The sequence below is a fragment of the Nocardia sp. NPDC005978 genome (assembly GCF_040614455.1).
In the GTDB taxonomy this organism is placed as follows: domain Bacteria; phylum Actinomycetota; class Actinomycetes; order Mycobacteriales; family Mycobacteriaceae; genus Nocardia.
In genome coordinates, this window is the sequence record NZ_JBEXUS010000001.1 from 210417 (window position 1) to 228618 (window position 18202).

Genomic DNA, 18202 nt, shown 5'->3' on the forward strand with positions numbered 1-18202 from the left:
AGGTGCTCCTGCCGGATCACAGCTCGAACGCCGCGGTGGTGACCGCGCCGGTGGGCGCGAGCGCGGAATCGCCTGTGGATCCGGGGTGATCGGGGCCGGGCGGATCGGCCGGCCCGGCGAGGGCGGCGTCGATGGCCTCGGCCTGTTCGGTGATGGTGCGCAGATCGAAGAGTCGTCCCACGCGCAGCGCGCCCGGCCAGCGCTGTTCGAGCTGCAGGTGCAGGAACACGACCCGGTGGGAATTGCCGCCCAGTTCGAAGAACGAGTCGTCCCGGTCGAATTCGCCGTGTTCGAGGACCAGCTCCCAGAGTTCGGCGAGTTCGCGCTCGCGCTCGCGCCAGCCCGCCCGCGAGACGGCGGCGCCCGCGGCGCGCCGGCGGGCCCGGGCGCGCATGGCCGCCTCGTCGAGCTTTCCGGCGGCGGCGATGGGCAGGGTGTCGATGGGCAGGAAACGGTTCGGCACCGCCATGGGCACCAGCTGACCGGCACAGAACCGGGCCAGCTCGACGGTGTCCAGTCGGCTCGAAACATCCCGTGGGACAACGAAGGCGAACAGCTCGGTGATGCCGTCCGCATCGGCCACATCCAGCACGACCGCGTGCCGGACGGCGGGATGGGTTTCGATGACCGCCTCCACCGCGTGGCGCTCCACCCGCGCCCCGCGAATCTTGATCTGGGCGTCGTCGCGCCCGAGGAACTCGATCTCGCCCCGCTCGTCCACGCGGGCGAGATCGCCGGTGCGGTACATCCGCGCGCCCGGATCCTCGGTGAAGGGGTCGGCCACATAGCGGCCCGCGGTGAGCGCGGGGCGGGCGGCGTAGCCGTCGGTGATCTGATCGCCGCCGATGTAGAGATCGCCGATCTCACCGGGTGCGAGCCGAATCAGTTGGGGGCCCAGAACATAGGCGGACGAACCCGGTACGGGGGTGCCGATCGGCACGGTCTCGGGATCGGTCCCGGCGGGGACGGTGTGCCAGAGGCAGCTCACCGTGGCCTCGGTCGGTCCGTACTCGTTGAGCAGGACGGCCTCGGGCAGCGCCTCGCGATGCCGGGCGGCCAGCGGCGGCGGGAACGCCTCACCCGCTATCGAGACCAGTTCGGGCGTGGCGTCGACCGCCAGGTGCGGCAGCAGGAGTCGATAGAACGATGGGGTCGCGGACAGGTGCGTGACCCCCGCCGACCGGATGAGCGCGCCGACCGCGGCCGCGTCGGGTAGCTCGCGATAGGCGGGGAAGACGGCGGTGCCGCCCCGGGTCAGCGCCCACAGGCTCAGGATCAGCGCGCCGTCGGCGGTCAGCCGCCAGGTGGACAGGGTGACGAGTTCGCCGTCGCGGTGGGGGTATTCGCGGCCGGCGAGCATGGCGGCCACGTTCGCGTGACTGACCACCACGGCCTTGGGCGTGCCGGTGGAGCCGGAGGTGGTCAGCACGTAGATGGGCGCACCGGGCGGTTGCGGGCCGGGGAGATCGGCGACGGGGGTCTGTTCGCCGACCGCGAGCAGGGCGGGCCGGCGCCCGGCGAACAGCGCCGCCATCTCGTCCGAGGAAGTGCCGGGTTCGGCCGGGTCGTAAATCACCGCGCCGCAGTCGATGTCGTCCAGCAGCGTGCGCAGCGCGGATTCCGGATGCCCGGGTTCGATCACGCACCAGGCCGCGCCCGCGCGCAGGGCCGCGAGCATGGCGACGACGGTGTTCAGGCTCTGCCGGAAATAGCAGAGGACGATTCGGCCGGGGCGCACGCCCGCGCCGGTCAGGCGGGCGGCGAGAGCCGCAGTGGCGGTGTCCAATTCGCGGTAGGTCAGCGTGTGGTCGCCGACCCGCACGGCGACGCGATCGGGAACGCGGGTGAATTGGCCGAGCAGCGCGGTGGCGAAATCGCCCGGGCGCACTGCGGAATCGGGGCTGCGCAGCAGAACGTGGGCGGTGCTCGGCGCGGTCGCGGTCGGCTCGTGCACGAGCAGCACCTGATCGGTGGGCGACTCGACCGGGCTGAATCCGGCGAATCGCAGTGTCACCAGCATGATTCGGTTCACCGGGGTCGGGGTGAACTCCGCGACGCAGCGGTGCCCGCGCGTCCGGGCCCGGTCGATCAGGTGGGCCAGCAGCGCGCCGCCGACCCCGCGCGACATCACCCGGCACGACATGAGCAGCAGCAGGAGCACCGAATCACCGTCGCGGAACTCGGTGACGGCCAGGCCGACGGTGCCGTAGGAGCCGAAACGGTCGCGCAGGGCGGCCACCAGCACCTCGTGCGTGCCGGAATCGATCAGCTCGCGCAGTTCGGCCGCGTCGAAGGTGCGGCCGGTGGTGTTGAGCTGATTCGTGCGCACGGTGAGTTCGTGCGCGCGGTCCAGATCGGCGGGAGTGGCGCGGCGCACGGTCAGCACCAGGCCGAGCGAGGCGAGGAAGTCGGCGTCCGAACCGGTGAAGGCGGCCTCGGTATCGCGCCGATCCAGCTCGGCGCGATAGCGTTCGCGCCGCCGCCGGGCATCCTCGGTCACCACCCCCGGGGTGAACTCGGGCCGGTCCGGCAGGCCGGACACCTCGTCCGCGTCGTAGCAGCGGACCTGCGGCAGCGCCGCGGCGACCTCGGCGCGTTCGACCGGATCGTTGTCCACGAACGCGATCGCGTCCAGGCCGATGTTCAGGGTTTCGGCGATCCGGCGCACGGCCTCGGACTTGGCGTTCCAGCCGATCTCCAGCATCGTGAACAGCTCCGCCAGCCCGTGCGCGCGCAAATGCGCCGTGGCGGGACCGCTTTCGCCGCGACTGGCCACCGCGTGCACGATGCCGCGGTCGTCGAGCGCCCGGAGTGCCGCGCGCACCTCGGGCCGCGGCTCTCCCGCGTCCCGCTCGAGGACCACCCCGTCCCATACGGTGTCGTCCAGATCCCAGACGAGGCATTTCACAACGGCGGTCACAGCGGGGTTCCTCCGGTGATCGAGTCGGGCAGGCGGCGCAGCAGGGTGGTGCTCCAGGCGGCGACCGGACTGCTGTTCATCAGCAGCGCGTAATCACCCGGATGCTGTTGCGCGGCGGCGAGTTCCAGGTTGACCAGCACGTCCAGGGAGCCGAGATGGCCGTACCGGGCCAGGTTGTCCCGGCAGGCCCGGTCGATGCGCACCCCGAGGGCTTCCTCCCAGAACGCGAAGGCGCCGGCCGAAAGGTTCTGCATCAGCACGGATTCGATGTCGAACAGTTGCAGGCCGTTGCGGGCCAGCACCTCGGCGTTCATGGCCTCGAAGCGTTTCCGGCTCTCCACCGCGAGGCGGAAGCTGTAGGTGGCCTCGTCGGCGCAGTCCTCGGTCCAGTCGCGAACGGGGACGTCGCGGTAGTCGATGCGGAACAGGTCGGCGTAGCGGCCGTCGCTGTGCACCAGGTGGTCGGTCAGTTCGTAGCGGCCCGCGGGAGTGTCCTTCGTCAGCAGCACCGCGCCGCCGCCATCGCCGAGCAGGGTCATGGGCGCCCGATAGCGGGCGGGAGTCGGCGCTTTCGCGGCGGTGACCACGAGCACCGTGCGGACCTGATCGCTGCCGCGCAGTAGCGCCGCGGCCACGGTGAAGGCGGCCGAGATCGACACGCAGCCCAGATCGCCGACGCTGGTCACGAAGGCGCGGGTCGCACCGAGGCGGTGTTGCAGGCGGGTGGCCTCGGAGGCGAGCAGGTATTGCGGGGCGCGGCCGCCCACGAGCAGCAGGACATCGAGTTCGGCGGCGGGGAGACCGGATCGGGTCAGCGCGGCCGACGCGGCCTCGGCTGCGAGATCGAGTTCGGAACTGTCCGGCGCACAGGGGATCCGGTCGATGCCGAGGGCTAGAGCGTGGGCGCGGCGCTGTTCGGGCAGCAGCTCCAGCTCGGCCAGATCGGCTACCGCACAGGTGGTTTCCGGGAAGACCAGGGCGGCCGGACCGAGCGTGATCGGCGTGGCGGCGGTCATCGCGGGAGTCCGTTGGTGAGCGGTTCGGCGCGGCGCAGCACGAACTCGCCGATGTCCTGTTCGGCGATCTCGCGCGCGCCCTCGATGATCTGCATGATCTTGGCGTCCCGGAAGAACCTGCCCGCGCGGGCATCCGGGGCGCACCCGGCCGCGCCCAGAATCTGCACGGCGCGCTCGCTCACCGTCGCCGCGGCGGCAGCGGCGGCGTACTTCGCGGCGATCGTGGACAGCAGGGCCGCGGGCTCGCGGGTACGGCGCTGATCGGCGGCGCGTTCGCACAGCGCCCGCGCCCCTTCGATATCCACCCAGCTGCGGCCCAGCATGGCGCGCACCGCCTGGTGATCGGCGAGGCGGGTAGCGCCCTGGGTGCGCTCGCGCGCGTGTGCGCTCGCATCGGCGAGGCAGGCTTCGGCCATGCCCAGACAGCCCCAGGCAATGGTGAAACGGCCGTGATCCAGGGCCGTGCCGATCACGTGGGAGCGACCGAAGCCGGGGCGCGCGAGCAGGTGATCGGCCGGGACCGCCACATCGGCGAGGTCGATGTGGGCCACTCGCGCACCGCGCAGCCCGAGTTGATCGGCCACCGGCTCCACCGTGACACCGGGCTGATCGGTGCGAACCAGGGCCGCGACCGGACCGTCGGGCGCGTTGCCGAGCACCAGCAGCACATCGGCGACCGCGCCGAAGGTGACCCACAGCTTGCGCCCGGACACCCGCAGGAGCTCGCCGTCACCGGTGAACGTCGTTCGCACACCGGACAGATCGCTGCCCGCGCCGGCCTCGGTGGCCGCGAGACCGGCGATGACATCGCCGGCGGTCAGCGCGGGCAGCCAGGTCTCCCGCTGCGCGGGAGTGCCCCAGCGATCCACGGTGGCCGCGACCATGGTCTGCACGGTGAACAACGAGCGCAGCGACGTGCACACCGCGCCGAGCCGCGCCGCGGTGCGACCCAGTTCGAGCGCATCCGCGTCACCGCCGCCGAAGCGGCCGGGCCGATCCAGGCCGAGCAGGCCGGACGCGGCAGCGGTCATGATGACCTCGCCCGGCAGCCCGGCGCGATCCCAGGCCGCGGCATCGGTCTCGGCTGCCAGCAGCAGCGCGCCGAGATCGGTCACCGGACGCCGTTCGTCGCCACGCCCGCCGCGCACTTGCGGGCGATGAACGCGGCGGCCCGGTGCACGGTCCGGAAATTGGCGAGGTCGAGATCCTCGATATCGACCTCGAATTCGAAGGTGCGCTCGAGGTAGGCGACGATTTCCATCGCGCGCAGCGAATTCACGAGCCCGAGCGCGAAATAGTCGTCATCGGGCCCGAGTTCGGATCCGGTGATGGTGCTGAAGTGGCGTCGCAATCGCTCCACCAATTCCGGCGCGGGCACAACCGCCCCGAATTCCGAATCGCTGAACTCGCCCAATGGATCCGCCTCACCCTCACCGACATCGGCCACCGCGCACCGGTGACGGTCCGAACCTAAGGTTCGATGTCCCCATTCGGAAGGATCCGCACTGCCCCCAATTCATGGGGGCCACCTCCGACTCCGGCGAAATCCCCTGGCAGCAACCGCTTTTCCCACGCATGATGGCGAGGTGAGTATGTTCCGTCTGGCCGAGCCACCCCTGTTCACCCGGCTACGGGACGAGTCCACGATCCTCATCGCCGGAGCGGGCGGCGGCTTCGACGTCTACGGCGGGCTGCCGCTGGCGATCGCGCTCTCGGCCCAGGGCAAGCGAGTGCACCTGGCGAACCTGTCGTTCAGCGATCTACGGCACACTCCGCTCGAGGACTGGCTGGCGCCCGGCGTCGCCGCGGTCACCCCGGAGACCGCCGGTAATGACGACTACTTCCCCGAGCGGACCCTCGCGCGCTGGCTGGCCGGCACCGGGGGCGAGCCGCTCGTGTACGCATTCCCGAAATCGGGCGTGCGACCGTTGCGTTCGGCCTACCGCGCGCTCATCGAGCACCTCGGCGCGGACGCCCTCGTGCTCATCGACGGCGGTACGGACATTCTGCTGCGCGGCGACGAAGCGACGCTGGGAACCCCGCACGAGGACATGACCAGTCTCGCGGCCACCGCGGGACTCGACGGCCTCAACCGGTTGGTGGTGTCGATCGGATTCGGAATCGACGCCTATCACGGCGTGTGTCACGCGCATGTCCTGGAGAATCTCGCAGCACTCCAGCGGCGGAACGCGTTTCTCGGCGCGCTGTCGATTTCACCGGACAGCGCCGAAGGGGCGGCCTATTGCGACGCGGTCGAACACGCGCTGGCCACTACGCCCTTGCGGCCCAGCATCGTTCATTCGCAGATCGCCGGGGCCATACGCGGGGAATTCGGGAACGTGCACGCCACCGATCGCACCGGCGGCACCGAGCTGTTCGTGAACCCGCTGATGGCAATGTATTTGGCGGTGGATCTGCCCGCGCTGGCGGAAACAGTGGAATATCTGCCGGCGCTGGTCGAGACCGAGGAGATGCATGAAGTCGTGCGGGTCATCGAAGCGCATCTGGGCGAGCGGAGCGCTCCGCGGCCCGCGGGGGTTATTCCGCACTGAACGGGTGGGCCGTCCACCGCTCGATCTCCCCGCGGCGGCACCCCTCGGTAGCCGGCCCTGCCGCGGCCGACGTCGTCGCGGGGAGATCGAGTCCGGCAGCAGAATACGGCTCGTATGCGGGGGTGCGCATGCCCCGAATTCCTCGGGCACCGTTGAGCTACGGGGCGGCGAACGGGGAAAAGGGGCGGCCCGGCCGAAATCTACGGCCGGGACGCGGAAGTGGCGGGAGTGTGGGCTAATTCACGGCAGGGACGCGATGAGCTGCTCGACCTCCACGCGGGGGCCGGTGAAGAAGGGAATCTCCTCGCGCACGTGCAGGCGAGCCTCAGTCGCGCGCAGATCGCGCATCAGATCCACGATGCGGTGCAACTCCGGCGCCTCGAAGGCCAGCAGCCACTCGTAATCACCGAGGGCGAACGACGCCACGGTATTGGCGCGCACATCGGGGTAGCCGCGCGCGGCCTTGCCGTGATCGGCGAGCATCTTGCGCCGCTCCTCATCGGGGAGCAGGTACCACTCGTAGGACCGCACGAACGGGTACACGCAGATGTAATTGCCCGGCTCCTCGCCCGCGAGGAACGCCGGCACGTGACTCTTGTTGAACTCGGCGGGACGGTGCAGCGCGGCATTGCTCCACACCGGATTGCTGGCCTGGCCCAGCTCGGTGACCCGGCGGAAATCGGCGTACGCGGCCTGAATCTCCTCGATCTTCTCCGCATGCCACCAGATCATGAAATCGGCATCGGCGCGCATACCCGCGACATCGTAGAGACCGCGCACCACCACACCGCGATCCTCGAGCGAATCGAAGAACTCGCGCGCCTCCTTGATCGCGGCCGTCCGATCATCCCCCAGCACACCGGGCTCCACCTGGAACACCGAGAACATGAGGTAGCGGATGGTGTCGTTGAGGGCTTTGTAATCGAGTCGCGCCATGCCCCCATCGTGCCATCGCGAGTCAGCGCCGTCGGCGGCGGTCCCATCCGAAGCAGACGGCGGCCAGCACCAGCATCGGCACCACCGCCACCAGCGCCAGCAGGAACGGCGGCGCGGTCGTGACCGGGGCGAAGGCCAGAATGCCGCCGGCCGCCATGAGCAGTCCGATCACCAGCAGATGCCCGAGCCAGCCGATCAGCAGACCGAAGCCGATCTGCCGGGGCAGCCCGCGGAAGATCATGAGCACGAACGGAATTCCGATCTGACAGAGCAGCCAGATCGGATCCACGCTGAACGGCACGCCCAGATGTTCGGCATTGCGCCAGTACAGCTCGAACGCCACGATCGCACTCAGGAAACCAGCGGGGCCGAACCAGGAGGGAGAGCTCGGCGCCGTCATTCGAACAGCACCCACTGTGCGAGCAGCACCGCGTCCACGGCCAGCGCCACGGCCAGACCCCGCATCGCGGGACCGCCGAGGCAGTACAGCAGCCCCGCCAGCGCGGCGGATCCCAGCAGCAGCCCGGGCTGAATCAGAGTGACCAGCCCCGCGTCGACCCCGGCACGCCGCGCGATCACCTCGCACGTCACCAGCACCACCGACAGCGCGGCGAAGACCAGCGGAAAACTCAGGGTGGCCACCGTCCACACCGTGCGATCACGCAGCACATCCCAGCGCGCCGACCGTTCGAGCGTTCCCATCCCGGACACCATTCGCCTCTCCTGCCCGCCATCCGCCATTCCCGCGATACTGCCCGATATCGCAGGACAGCACACGCACGTTCACCGCCGGGTCAGCCGGCCTGAGCCGCCCAGGACTCGATGAGCCTGCGCAGACCATCGCGAAACACCGACTCATCGGTGATCGCGTCCATCACCCCGTTCAGATTGCCCGAGAGCAGGGGGAACTCCTCCGGATCCAGCGCCGCCAGCGCGGAACGCGTGCGCAGCCGAACGGCTTTCGCATCGTGCAACTCCACCAGCGCCGCGCAGCCGAGCGTGTACAGGTACATCTGGCGATAGGCGCGCAACGCCGCGGGCATCGGCAGGCCGATCGAAAGATTATCGGCCAATTGCGGTTCGGACAGGCGTGCGAGCAGCCGGGGACCCAGCAGCGGGCGCGTACCGCGCAGCAGCACCAGACCCGGACGCGCGGCGAGCAACTCGTACCAGGCCGCGAAGCGTTGTTCGGTGCGCGCATCCCAGGAACCCATCGTGCGATCGATCTCCGGCAATTCCTCGGCCAGATGATCGGCGATCAGATCCAGCAGCCCCGAGAAATCACCGCCACCGCGGCGCACGACCGTGGTGTGCGACACGTGCAGATAGGTCGCGATGGACCGGAAACTGAGCTGCGCGGCCCCGCGCGCATCGATGATCGCCAAACCCGCGCGGGCAATGGCTTCCGGCGTTGCCTCTTCGAGCGACTTCGACGTCCTGGGCATGCAACCAGCGTAAGTTACAGTGTAACTATCCAGTGCATCGGTCCGGAGCCAGTCGTGTGCCCGCACAACGGAACCGCATCTCCCCCGACCGCTTATCCCGACCGACCCGCGAAGGAAACGCAGTGCAACCGACCTACGCCGACGTGAAAGCAGCCGCTGATCGCATCGCCGGCCACATCCGCCCGGTCCTGCTCGCACCCATGGACCCGGGCGGCATTCCCACCGGCGACAGCACCTGCCAGGTCTGGCTCGCACTCGAGCATCTGCAGCACGCGGGCAGCTTCAAAGCCCGCGGCGCGGTGAACTTCACACTCGCGCATCGCGAATCGGGCACACTTCCCCGCACGGGCGTGACCATCGCCTCGGGCGGCAACGCGGGAGTAGCGTGCGCGTGGGCGGCACACAAGGTCGATTCCGCCGCAACCGTCTTCCTGCCCGCCACCGCACCGGCCGTGAAAGTCGCGCGACTGCGCGAACTCGGAGCACAGGTACTCACCGGCGGCGATTCGTACGCCGAGGCAGCGGGCGAATGCGAGCGCTACGCCGCGGCATCGGGCGCACTGCGCTCGCACGCGTACGACGACCCGTACATCGCAGCGGGAGCGGGGACACTGCTGGACGAAATCGTCGATCAGGTACCGGATCTCGACACGATCGTGATCGCGGTCGGCGGTGGCGGATTACTGACCGGAGTGGCCACGGCAGCGGCGCACCACGGCATTCGCGTGATCGCGGTCGAACCGGAGAACTGCCGAGCCTTCAATGCCGGGCTGGCAGCGGGACATCCGGTGGACGTCACCGTCGATTCGGTGGCAGCGGACTCACTGGGCGCACAGCGGACATCGGACATGGCTCTCGCAGCGGCGAGTGTGGCCGATGTGCGATCGATACTGGTGACAGATGAGCAGATCATCGCAGCGCGGCGTGCACTGTGGGCCGACTACCGACTCGCGGTCGAGCATGCGGCGGGGACAGCTCTGGCGGGACTGCTGTCGGGAGCGTATCGACCCGCGGCCGGTGAGCGAATCGCCGTGGTGCTGTGTGGCGCGAACACCGATACGTCGGATCTGACGTAACCGCGCGGCCGGTCGAGTGCGGATCAACCGCATCCGGCCCATGATGCGCTCGAGAATCAGCCGACCGGGGGCGATCGCAGCACAATCGAGCAGTGGATGTCGGATCTGCGGGCCGCGCGTCGTCCGGCCGGGCAGCCGGACGACGAGGGCAAGCACGGGGGCAGCGAGAGGGCCACGCACACGCATCCGGCGGCCCCGGGCCGAGAAGTTCCCGGGCCACCGCATCGGCGAGAACCGAGCGACCGCATCGAGCCCGGCCCGCTGACACGATCGTCACAGCCGTCTCCGTGTCCGACTCCGAAGGCGCCGGCGTCAGCTCAGTTGAGCCGCAATGCGATCGGCGGCCGCAGCGCCGGAAGCCGCACAGGCCGGTACGCCTACGCCGTTCAGATAGGAACCGGCCAGCGCCAGACGATCGAGTCCAGCTGTCGCCGTGCGGAGTTCGGCTATGCGATCCGTATGACCGGGAGCGTATTGCGGGAGACCGCCGGGCCAGCGCTGCACCACCGTGCTCACGGGTTCGATCTCGACACCGGTGACAGTGGTGAGATCGGCAACGGCAGCGGCGATCAACTCGGCATCCGAGCGAGACAGTGCGGTGTCATCGCCGAAGCGGCCGAAGGACGCGCGGACCAGGGCCACATCGCGCTCGGCCAAGTGCGGCCATTTGCGACTGGAGAGCGTGAAAGCCTTGGCGCTCAACGATTCATCGGTAGCGACCAGAATGCCGGAATTATCGGGCAGAGCGGTTTCCCGCGGGAGAGCCAGTGCCACGACCGCTGACGAGGACAGCTGAATAGCGCCGGCCAATTCGGCTGCTTCGGGGGCAATCGTGCGCAGGAACGCAGCGGTCACCGGAGCGGGAGTAGCGAGAATCACCGCATCCACCGCGCCCACCGGATCCAGGTGCCAGCCGGTGGGAGTGCGAGTGAGATTTATTGCCTCGGTGTGAGTTTCGACCTTCGCATCGGCAGCCGCCCGCAGCGCCTCCAACAGCACGCCATAGCCATCTCGAATACCGCCGAAGACCGGAGCGGTGGAGGGCGGGGGCAGGGCATCGGCAACAGCTTGCGTGAGACTCCGCGCGCCTGCGTCCAGGGCAGCGGCCAGAGTGGGGAGCGCGGCTCGCACGCCGATCGAATCGGCCGTGCCCGCGTAGACGCCGCCGAGTAGGGGGTCCACACTGCGGCGTACCACCTGTTCGCCGAAGCGATCCGCCACCAGTGCGCCTACCGAGATATCCGTGCCGGGCTGCCAGGTCAGGGGGCGATTCGGTTCTTCGGAAATGCGAGTCAGAGTGTCGGCGTCCACCAGGCCGGAGACCGATTCGGCGGTAGCGGGGATGCCCATGAGAGTGGCAGCGGGGAGAGGGTGTGTGCTGCCTGCGGACCAGACCAGGGGGCGGCGGCCCGCGGGGTAGACGAGTTGATCCTCGATGCCCAGCTCGCGCATCAGGGTTGGAATTTCCGGGCGGCGGCCTACGAAGGCTTCAGCGCCTAGATCTATCGGATCGCCTGCCAGGGGGGTCGTGTAGAGGATTCCGCCTATGCGGTCCCGTTGTTCGATGAGCAGTAGCTCTGGGGTGGGGCCCAGGGTTTTGCGGAGGCGGTGGGCGGCTGTCAGGCCGCTGATTCCGCTGCCGACTATCGCTATGCGCATCGGGGGGCTCCTTGGTGGGGTGGGGTCAGGTCGAAACTACTCCGGGAGGGGGTGGGGGGATCGGAGGGGGCGTGGGCGATGAGGTTGGGGCTTTGCGGGCGAGAACCCGGGTGCCGGTAGGGAGGGGTTCTGCGGGGCCGTGGCTGCCGGGCCGATAGACGGGGTCGGGATTTATGGATGCGTTGCCAGGTTTTCGGGGTATCGGCGCGTTGGGAGCTGGTTGCGTTGTCAGACGACTGGATAGCGAGAACCAGCGGGGATCGGTCGGGGGTCTCGCTGCGGTCCCAGCCCCCGCAGGGAGAGCAGCCTGGATAACGAGAACCAGCGGAGTGCGGTTGGGAGAGTCGGGCTGCGGTTCCAGCCCTCCCGGGGCAAAGCAGCCTGGATAACGGAGTAGCAGCGGAGTCCGGTTGAGAGCCTCGACTACGGTTCCAGCCCTCCCGGAGCAAAGCAGCCTGGATAACGGAGTAGCAGCGGGGACCGGTTGAGAGCCTCGACTACGGTTCCAGCCCTCCCGGAGCAAAGCAGCCTGGATAACGGAGTAGCAGCGGAGTCCGGTTGGGAGCCTCGACGGCGGTACCAGCCCTTCCGGGCCGAAAAACGGGATCTACCACCGGCGGGGGTACAAGCGACCCTCGAATCGATTACCGATCACCACAATCACCCTTAAGGCAGTACCAGTATTCAGCGATGACGGGTCTTGTGTTTGTAAAGCTCGAGAAGGTTCCCACAGTCATCCAGCCACGCTGGAAGGGTGAAAGCGCTCCCGGCTGGGGAGCCGAGGTCGGGTACGGCAGGCGAAGTGACCGGCACTGCCTCGTTGTTCGTGCTTGTCCTTCCGAACCCCGCTGGAAGGCGAAGGGTGCGTGCGGGTTCGGGCTACGTCGGCCACTGGAGTGAACACCGATGCCGCCCTTCGCTCTTCGGGTGTGGCTTGGGATTTCGGCAGGGCAGGGCTCTAGCAGAGTCGCCGAGCCGGGATACCCGGGATCCCCGAAGGACTCGGCACGCGCGGGTGATGACTGAAATTCACCCGAGGTCTACGAGCCGGATCAATATGCGGTGGGGGAATCCACCCGGTCTTGCCCGGATGCTCCGAATCGGGCGGCATCACTATCGTTTTCCAACCGTTCGGACCAGAATTGACCTGGGCGTGGCAGGCATCGCACGCGAATGTCAGGTTCTCGATGTCCGTTTCGCCACCATCAGCCCACTCCATGATGTGGTGCACCGCCGACCGGGTGGCTGGGGCGTCGCATCCGGGGCGGGTGCACCCGCGTTCGACCGCGGTGAGTGCGAGGCGCTGTTCTGCCGAGGCGAGGCGTTGGCCACATGAGAGGTGCAGTGGGCGGCCGTTGGCGTCCACGATCACCAGGTACGGGGTGGACCGCGCGGCCAACTTGATCGCTTCGGTGATCGAGAGCGTGCCACCGGTATTCGTCGTAGCGAGCCCGGTACGCTGCTCCAGGTCCGTCAGGCGCATGGTGACCACGGTCGAGACCGGCAGCCCACGGTGGTAGCCGAGTTTGGTGGGCCCCATGTCGGGGTGCAGGAACCGCAGCAGCGCATCGTGATTGCGTTGCGCTTCGCTGCGGTGATCACGCTTGGCAGCAGCCCGCAACACGTTCCGAGCAGCGACGGTGGCAGCGTCCGCGTCACTGTCGTCGGTTTCGGACTCGGTGTCGATCCCGAGTTCGGCGGTGGTGTGCGGGCTCTCGGGATCATCGGGGTTACACATGCCGGGTCGCGCGAACTTGGCGAACATCGGCAGGAACACCGCACCCAGTTCCGGGGTCAGCAGGCCCGAGATCGGGAACATCCCATCCGCGCGCTGGCGTCCGATGCAGATGCCGCGCATCCGCTGGCGGTCGTTGTCCGCGGTCAACACCCCGTCGGGGTCGGTGTATGCCAGGACCCGGACACCGAGTGTGGTCACGCCTTTGGGGTCGCCGGTGCGCGCGAAGTCGGTCAGGGAGCGTTCAGCGAGTTCCTTCAATGTCGGTTCCACGCTGGCGGGGATCCGATCGAGGACTTTCACGATCGCCTGCACGTGCTCGGCGGAGATCTCCCCAGCGCGCTGAGCGGCAGCGATATGCGGGAACACCGGTGGCCGCTGGAACGATCCTTCGGACACGGTCGAGAGCCGGTCCGCGTTCCGCACCCGAGCCGCCGCGTCGAAATGCGAGATCCGCAAGGTCTGTTGCAGGAACACGATCAGGCTCTTGATCCCGGCCCGAGGGGACAGCCCCCGCGCACCACATTCGAGAGCGAAGCGCTGCTTCGCCACTTCGAGCTTGCGGAAGCCGATTTCGATGTCCTGCATGATCTCGATGACCTCGTCATCGGACAACGAATACAGAGGAGATTCGAGAAGTCCTTCCACCGCGGCAGCGAATGCTTGCACACTCTGCGCGATAGCGGATTCCCTTCCCGAATTCATACCCCCATTCTACTCCCCAATAGCAACCGGGCATAGCTCAATTCAATTGTGATACAACCATTTTCACACAATCATACCGATCAGAATTCTCTTCCGAAAGCGAAAAATCCTCAGCGGAACGGAATTCATCCAGGCGGAGCAGAATCCGAACAGATGCAGCCCCGAAAGCTCGGCTGGCAACGTGAGGAAGGTCGGCCGGATAGTTCGACCGATGACTGATGACAACACCATTGGCGAGCGTATAGGTGTCATCACAGTACGTAGCGGCGCAGTTTCCGCCCGCCTTCCCGGCGAGGTCGACCACAACCGTGCCGGGACGCAGCCGGGCGAGCGTCCGGTGGGTCAGGAGCAACGGGGCGAGCGTCCCCCTGCCGGCCGCCGTGAGAATCAGGTCCGGCGAGATCCGCGCCAGCAGGTGATCGAGAGACTCCGGGCTTGCCGCCAGCTGGAATTCGTCGGCGCCGCGCTCGATGGCGGCCGGGCCCCGGTGGAGGCGCGAGCCCACGGCCACCGTCCGATCACCGTGGCGCGCCGCCTCGGCCATTCCCGCCAGACCCGCGTGGCCGCAGCCCACCACCACCGTGGTGAGCCGCGCGCCGAGTGCGTCGCGAGCCAGCGCCCGGCCCTCCCGATACGCGACCGCCCCGGCGATGCCGCTCATGGCGGACAGCGGATCCCGGCCCAGCGGATCCGAGATCAGCTCGAACGCAACCGATTCCACTCCACGGGCGCGCAGCCGGTCGATGGGGTCGCGGCGGCGCACCGGATCCTGGAAGCCCAGCAGCACGTGGCCGGAACGCAGCGGCATCGAAGACAGTTCGTAGGCGGGCGGTTTCACCCAGGCCACGACATCGCAGCCGTCGAACACCCGCTCGGGGCAGGACGCCGGGAACGCGCCCGCGGCCGCGTAGGCCGCGTCCGAGAACCCGGCCGACTCCCCCGCACCGAGCTCCACCACCACCCGGATGCCGCTGCCCGCCAGGGTGCGCACGTCCGGCGGCGTCAGGGCCACCCTCGACTCGCGTGCCGCTGTCTCCCGGGGTACCCCGACGATCATGAGGCGAGCACGGGAATCCGGTGTTCCGGCACCGCATTTCCGCGCACGGGCACGGCCCATACCCGCTGGAGCAGACCTTCGAGGCGATCGAACAGCTCGTCCAGCAGCTCCGGCGACTCCAAGCCGGGACCCAGGCGGGGCGCGACCACGTTGAACCGCACGCCCAGGCGGGACGAACCGGTGCGATCCAGGGCCACGCATTCGATTCCGGCCTCGGTCAGCAGCAGCCGTTCCAGCTCCGCGCTCGTGCGCGCCCGGGCCGAAAGCTGCGGCCCGGGCGCGAATTCCACGGTCAGGAACATGCCGTCGGAGCTGCCGAGCGGGCGCAGCACGGTCGATCCGGCCCGGGCGTTGATGCCCGCCACGAGGTCGCGGGCGTGGTCCACCCGGCGGCGCAGGCGATCCCGGTTCGCGGCGAGGTACTCGGGGGTGGTGTGTTCGAGCACCGCGCGGGTCAGGTGGGTGCTCTCGCGCTGGAACGACACCCGCAGGCGCGCCTCGATCCGGGCCAGCCACGCGCTGTCGCCCGTGCAGGCCGCGCCGAGCTTGCAAGGGCCGAAGGCGTTGAACGCCTTGGAGTTTCCGGTGATCGTCAGGACCCGGTCGTACAGGCGGACCGGGCCGCCGGGGGTCGGGACCGTCAGGGCCGCGATCGGGACGTGGGCGGCGCTCAGCAGATCGAAGGACATATCGCAGATCACGGGGACGCGGGCCGCGGCCAGGACGCGGCCGATCGCGGTCAGCTCCTCCACCGTGTACTCGGTCAGGACCGGATTGCCGGGCAGGGTCAGCAGGACCCCGCACAGATTTCCCTGGTGCGCATGCTGTTCCAGACAGCGAGCCAGGGCATCGGGGTCGATGGCGAAGCGGTCGTCGGCGGTCGACGGGCTCGACACCAACCGCATGCCGTATTTCGCAACGTGCGACTCGGCGTTCTTGTAGTAGCCCTCGGGACACACCAGGACCCCGCCGGGGCGGGCCAGCGTCGCCACCGCCTCCTCCAGCAGCACCGTGCTCGAGTACGGGCAAACGATCACCTCGCCGGGATCCACCCGCACCCCGGGTAGGTCACCGCCGGGGGCGCGCAGGCGCTGAAAGAGGCGGTCCGCCGCCAGATTTCGCAGGATCAGCGGCTGATGTTTGTCGTAGAGATCGCGGTCCCGGTAGTCCGCGCCCTGGGTTCCGGTCCGCACCTCGTGCCACGCGGTGTCGAGTGCGTGCGCGGCGCGCGGGTCCAGCGGCAGGCCGGTCTCACCGTGGTAGGCGTCGATGACACCCTGGTACGCGCGGCGATCGGCGCCCGGGAACCGGGGGCGGGCGCCGGAGAACTCGGCGGCGAGGGGATCCACAGCGGACAGTGCGGCCGTGGGTTCGATCACCGGCCGCCACCACCTGTCTCGGAGTCCGAACCGGCCTGCTCCCAGGCCCGGCGCAGGGCCGCGCGGAACAGGCCCTGGCCCTTCTCGTCCAGGTGCTGATAGCCGGCCAGTTCGGGTTGCCGGACGATGTTGTTGATCTCCACCAGTTTTCCGGTGGTGCGGAAGCTGTCGAGCTTGTCGAAGCCGCGGATGGCGAACTGGATGTCGTGCTTGAGCGTGGAGAAGCGGGTCGCTGTGCGTTCGCGGCGGGAGAAGTCGTAATCACCACGCACCACGTAGCCGTTGTCCACCACGAGCATGCTGGGCGCGTTCGGGGCGAAGCGGCGATCCACCAGGCCCGCGTCCACGCCCGCCCGGGCCTGGCGCCACAGGCCGATACCGTAGGCGAACACGTCCTCGATGGCGTCGACCACGTACAGGCGGCGCACCGAGACGCCGGTCCGGGCCAGGCGCAGGATCTCCTCCAGATACTCGTCGCCCACGTCGCCGGTGATGGTGCCCAGGTCGGCGGTGTGGATGGCGCGCACCGACGTGCGGGCGCAGCGCAGCACGGTGAGCCAGTCGTGCACCGTATTCCATTCGCGCACCTGCGCATTGCCCGAGGGCACCTGCACCAACACCTCTTCGGCCTGCTCGAGCTGGCGCTCCGCGATCTCGCGCAGCGGGAAGTACTGCTCGGGGATGGCGGCGGCGTCGATGAGGTTCTGGGCGATGGCCATGCCGCGGGCGACAGCGTCGGGATCCTTGCCGAGCAGCACGTTGAACTGCATGCGCAGATCGTTGGACGCCCGGTCCGCGTCCTCGGTGTCGGGGGCCGAGAGCGCCTCGCCCAGTAGCGAACTCAGGTGCTCGCGCACGTCCTGCGGGGGGATGCGGGTGCCGTTCTCGATCTGCTGGATGAGACTGCGGGAACGGCCCACCCCGGCCGCGAGATCCGCCTGGGTGAGGCCGCGTTCCTTGCGTAACCGGCGGATCACCTGGCCGATCTGCTCCTCACCCGCGGGCGAGTCGGACATAGCGCTTCTCCCATTCGTGTCGTGTGCATGATGCGTCCAGTGCCACGCTGGGACAGAGTCTAAGCATGTAAATATCATCCGCACGTCGAAACTCACCGGTAACTCGTGACCTGCGGTGATGCCCGCGGGCGCGTGACACCGGGCCTGAAGCCGGGCAGAACGATTCCGGTTGACCGAGTGCTGTTACCGCACAACTACGTTCATCTCAAGAGCTTAGATAAGAATGTTTGGGTGTGCATCGACCCGGGAACTTTGTGCTTAGTTTCTATCACCACGTGGCAGCGCAACGCATGATGGTATCAGGGCCGCGCAGCGAGGCCCGGGCACGCAAGGAGGCGCTTCGCAGATGGCACTCACATTCTCGCCAGGGCTGGTCACCAGCGACATCACGCCCGAAATCGCCTGGCACGTAGCCGCATCCGAGGGCGACTGGGTCCTGAGCTGGCTGCCCGAGCGCCGGCTGTCGCGGCAGGCCGCCATCAGCGGAATGGTGCTGGACGAGGTCCTGAGCGATCCGGACCCGGCCGATCCCGAACTGGTCCTGGAGCTGGCGGCCGCGCGCGCGGCGGATCTGGGACTGACCCTGCCGCAGGTGGTGGAGCGCCTCGCACTGCGTGTGCTGCAGCGCGACGCCCAGCGCAACCGGCCGGCGCTCGGCCACCTGCACCGGCACGGCGCGGTCACCCCGGCGGGGTGGTGACCGCGT

16 protein-coding genes are annotated in these 18202 nt (G+C 68.7%); 3 read left to right on the forward strand and 13 right to left on the reverse strand.

Annotation, left to right across the window (positions count from 1 at the left end; genetic code table 11):
• Nucleotides 1-16: 16 nt before the first annotated feature.
• The 4 genes from ABZ319_RS00970 to ABZ319_RS00985 are packed head-to-tail and all read right to left on the reverse strand — an operon-like array spanning nt 17 to nt 5383.
• A complete protein-coding gene (locus ABZ319_RS00970) occupies nt 17-2920 on the reverse strand; it encodes an amino acid adenylation domain-containing protein (protein ID WP_354984207.1) in 2904 nt (967 codons plus the stop codon).
• Entirely contained in the window at nt 2917-3936 is a 1020-nt protein-coding gene (locus ABZ319_RS00975) for a 3-oxoacyl-ACP synthase (protein ID WP_354984208.1), read from the reverse strand. Before ABZ319_RS00975 ends, ABZ319_RS00970 begins: the two co-directional genes overlap by 4 nt.
• Nucleotides 3933-5051 (reverse strand): acyl-CoA dehydrogenase family protein, encoded by a 1119-nt coding sequence (locus ABZ319_RS00980; RefSeq protein ID WP_354984209.1) that lies wholly within the window; start codon nt 5049-5051, stop codon nt 3933-3935. Before ABZ319_RS00980 ends, ABZ319_RS00975 begins: the two co-directional genes overlap by 4 nt.
• Nucleotides 5048-5383, reverse strand: a complete 336-nt coding sequence (locus ABZ319_RS00985) for an acyl carrier protein (RefSeq protein ID WP_354984210.1) — start codon at nt 5381-5383, stop codon at nt 5048-5050. Before ABZ319_RS00985 ends, ABZ319_RS00980 begins: the two co-directional genes overlap by 4 nt.
• A 145-nt stretch (nt 5384-5528) precedes the next feature.
• Here ABZ319_RS00985 and ABZ319_RS00990 point away from each other — a divergent pair, with 145 nt between their 5' ends.
• The gene (locus tag ABZ319_RS00990) at nt 5529-6488 is read left to right on the forward strand and encodes a DUF1152 domain-containing protein (protein WP_354984238.1); all 960 of its coding nucleotides are present in this window, start codon (nt 5529-5531) and stop codon (nt 6486-6488) included.
• Nucleotides 6489-6728: 240 nt separating this feature from the next.
• On the opposite strand, the gene hemQ is transcribed toward ABZ319_RS00990, so the two are convergent.
• The 4 genes from hemQ to ABZ319_RS01010 form a co-directional block, all read right to left on the reverse strand.
• Nucleotides 6729-7424 (reverse strand): hydrogen peroxide-dependent heme synthase, encoded by a 696-nt coding sequence (hemQ, locus tag ABZ319_RS00995; protein ID WP_354984211.1) that lies wholly within the window; start codon nt 7422-7424, stop codon nt 6729-6731.
• A 22-nt stretch (nt 7425-7446) separates the two neighbouring features.
• Nucleotides 7447-7767, reverse strand: coding sequence for a hypothetical protein (locus tag ABZ319_RS01000; RefSeq protein WP_354984212.1), 321 nt, complete (start codon nt 7765-7767; stop codon nt 7447-7449).
• A gap of 53 nt (nt 7768-7820) precedes the next feature.
• Nucleotides 7821-8126, reverse strand: coding sequence for a hypothetical protein (locus ABZ319_RS01005; protein ID WP_354984213.1), 306 nt, complete (start codon nt 8124-8126; stop codon nt 7821-7823).
• 92 nt (nt 8127-8218) lie between these two features.
• The gene (locus ABZ319_RS01010; protein WP_354984214.1) at nt 8219-8869 is read right to left on the reverse strand and encodes a TetR/AcrR family transcriptional regulator C-terminal domain-containing protein; all 651 of its coding nucleotides are present in this window, start codon (nt 8867-8869) and stop codon (nt 8219-8221) included.
• Between the two features lie 122 nt (nt 8870-8991).
• On the opposite strand from ABZ319_RS01010, the gene ABZ319_RS01015 reads away from it, so the two are divergent.
• Complete coding sequence (locus ABZ319_RS01015) at nt 8992-9945, forward strand: threonine/serine dehydratase (RefSeq protein ID WP_354984215.1); 954 nt, start codon at nt 8992-8994, stop codon at nt 9943-9945.
• Nucleotides 9946-10257: 312 nt separating this feature from the next.
• Here ABZ319_RS01015 and ABZ319_RS01020 read toward each other — a convergent pair whose 3' ends face one another.
• The 5 genes from ABZ319_RS01020 to ABZ319_RS01040 form a co-directional block, all read right to left on the reverse strand.
• A complete protein-coding gene (locus tag ABZ319_RS01020) occupies nt 10258-11604 on the reverse strand; it encodes a protoporphyrinogen oxidase (RefSeq protein ID WP_354984216.1) in 1347 nt (448 codons plus the stop codon).
• 958 nt (nt 11605-12562) lie between these two features.
• Entirely contained in the window at nt 12563-14044 is a 1482-nt protein-coding gene (locus ABZ319_RS01025) for a DUF222 domain-containing protein (RefSeq protein ID WP_354984217.1), read from the reverse strand.
• Between the two features lie 37 nt (nt 14045-14081).
• Nucleotides 14082-15161 carry a hypothetical protein gene (locus ABZ319_RS01030; RefSeq protein ID WP_354984218.1) on the reverse strand — a complete coding sequence of 360 codons (1080 nt, stop codon included), beginning with the start codon at nt 15159-15161 and terminating at the stop codon, nt 14082-14084.
• Nucleotides 15098-16480: a pyridoxal phosphate-dependent aminotransferase gene (locus tag ABZ319_RS01035; RefSeq protein ID WP_354984219.1), complete on the reverse strand. Its 1383-nt coding sequence runs from the start codon at nt 16478-16480 to the stop codon at nt 15098-15100. Before ABZ319_RS01035 ends, ABZ319_RS01030 begins: the two co-directional genes overlap by 64 nt.
• On the reverse strand, nt 16477-17496 hold the full coding sequence (locus tag ABZ319_RS01040; protein WP_354984220.1) for a helix-turn-helix transcriptional regulator: 1020 nt from the start codon (nt 17494-17496) through the stop codon (nt 16477-16479). Before ABZ319_RS01040 ends, ABZ319_RS01035 begins: the two co-directional genes overlap by 4 nt.
• A 346-nt stretch (nt 17497-17842) precedes the next feature.
• Here ABZ319_RS01040 and ABZ319_RS01045 point away from each other — a divergent pair, with 346 nt between their 5' ends.
• The gene (locus ABZ319_RS01045) at nt 17843-18196 is read left to right on the forward strand and encodes a hypothetical protein (protein ID WP_354984221.1); all 354 of its coding nucleotides are present in this window, start codon (nt 17843-17845) and stop codon (nt 18194-18196) included.
• The last annotated feature ends 6 nt before the right edge of the window (nt 18197-18202 follow it).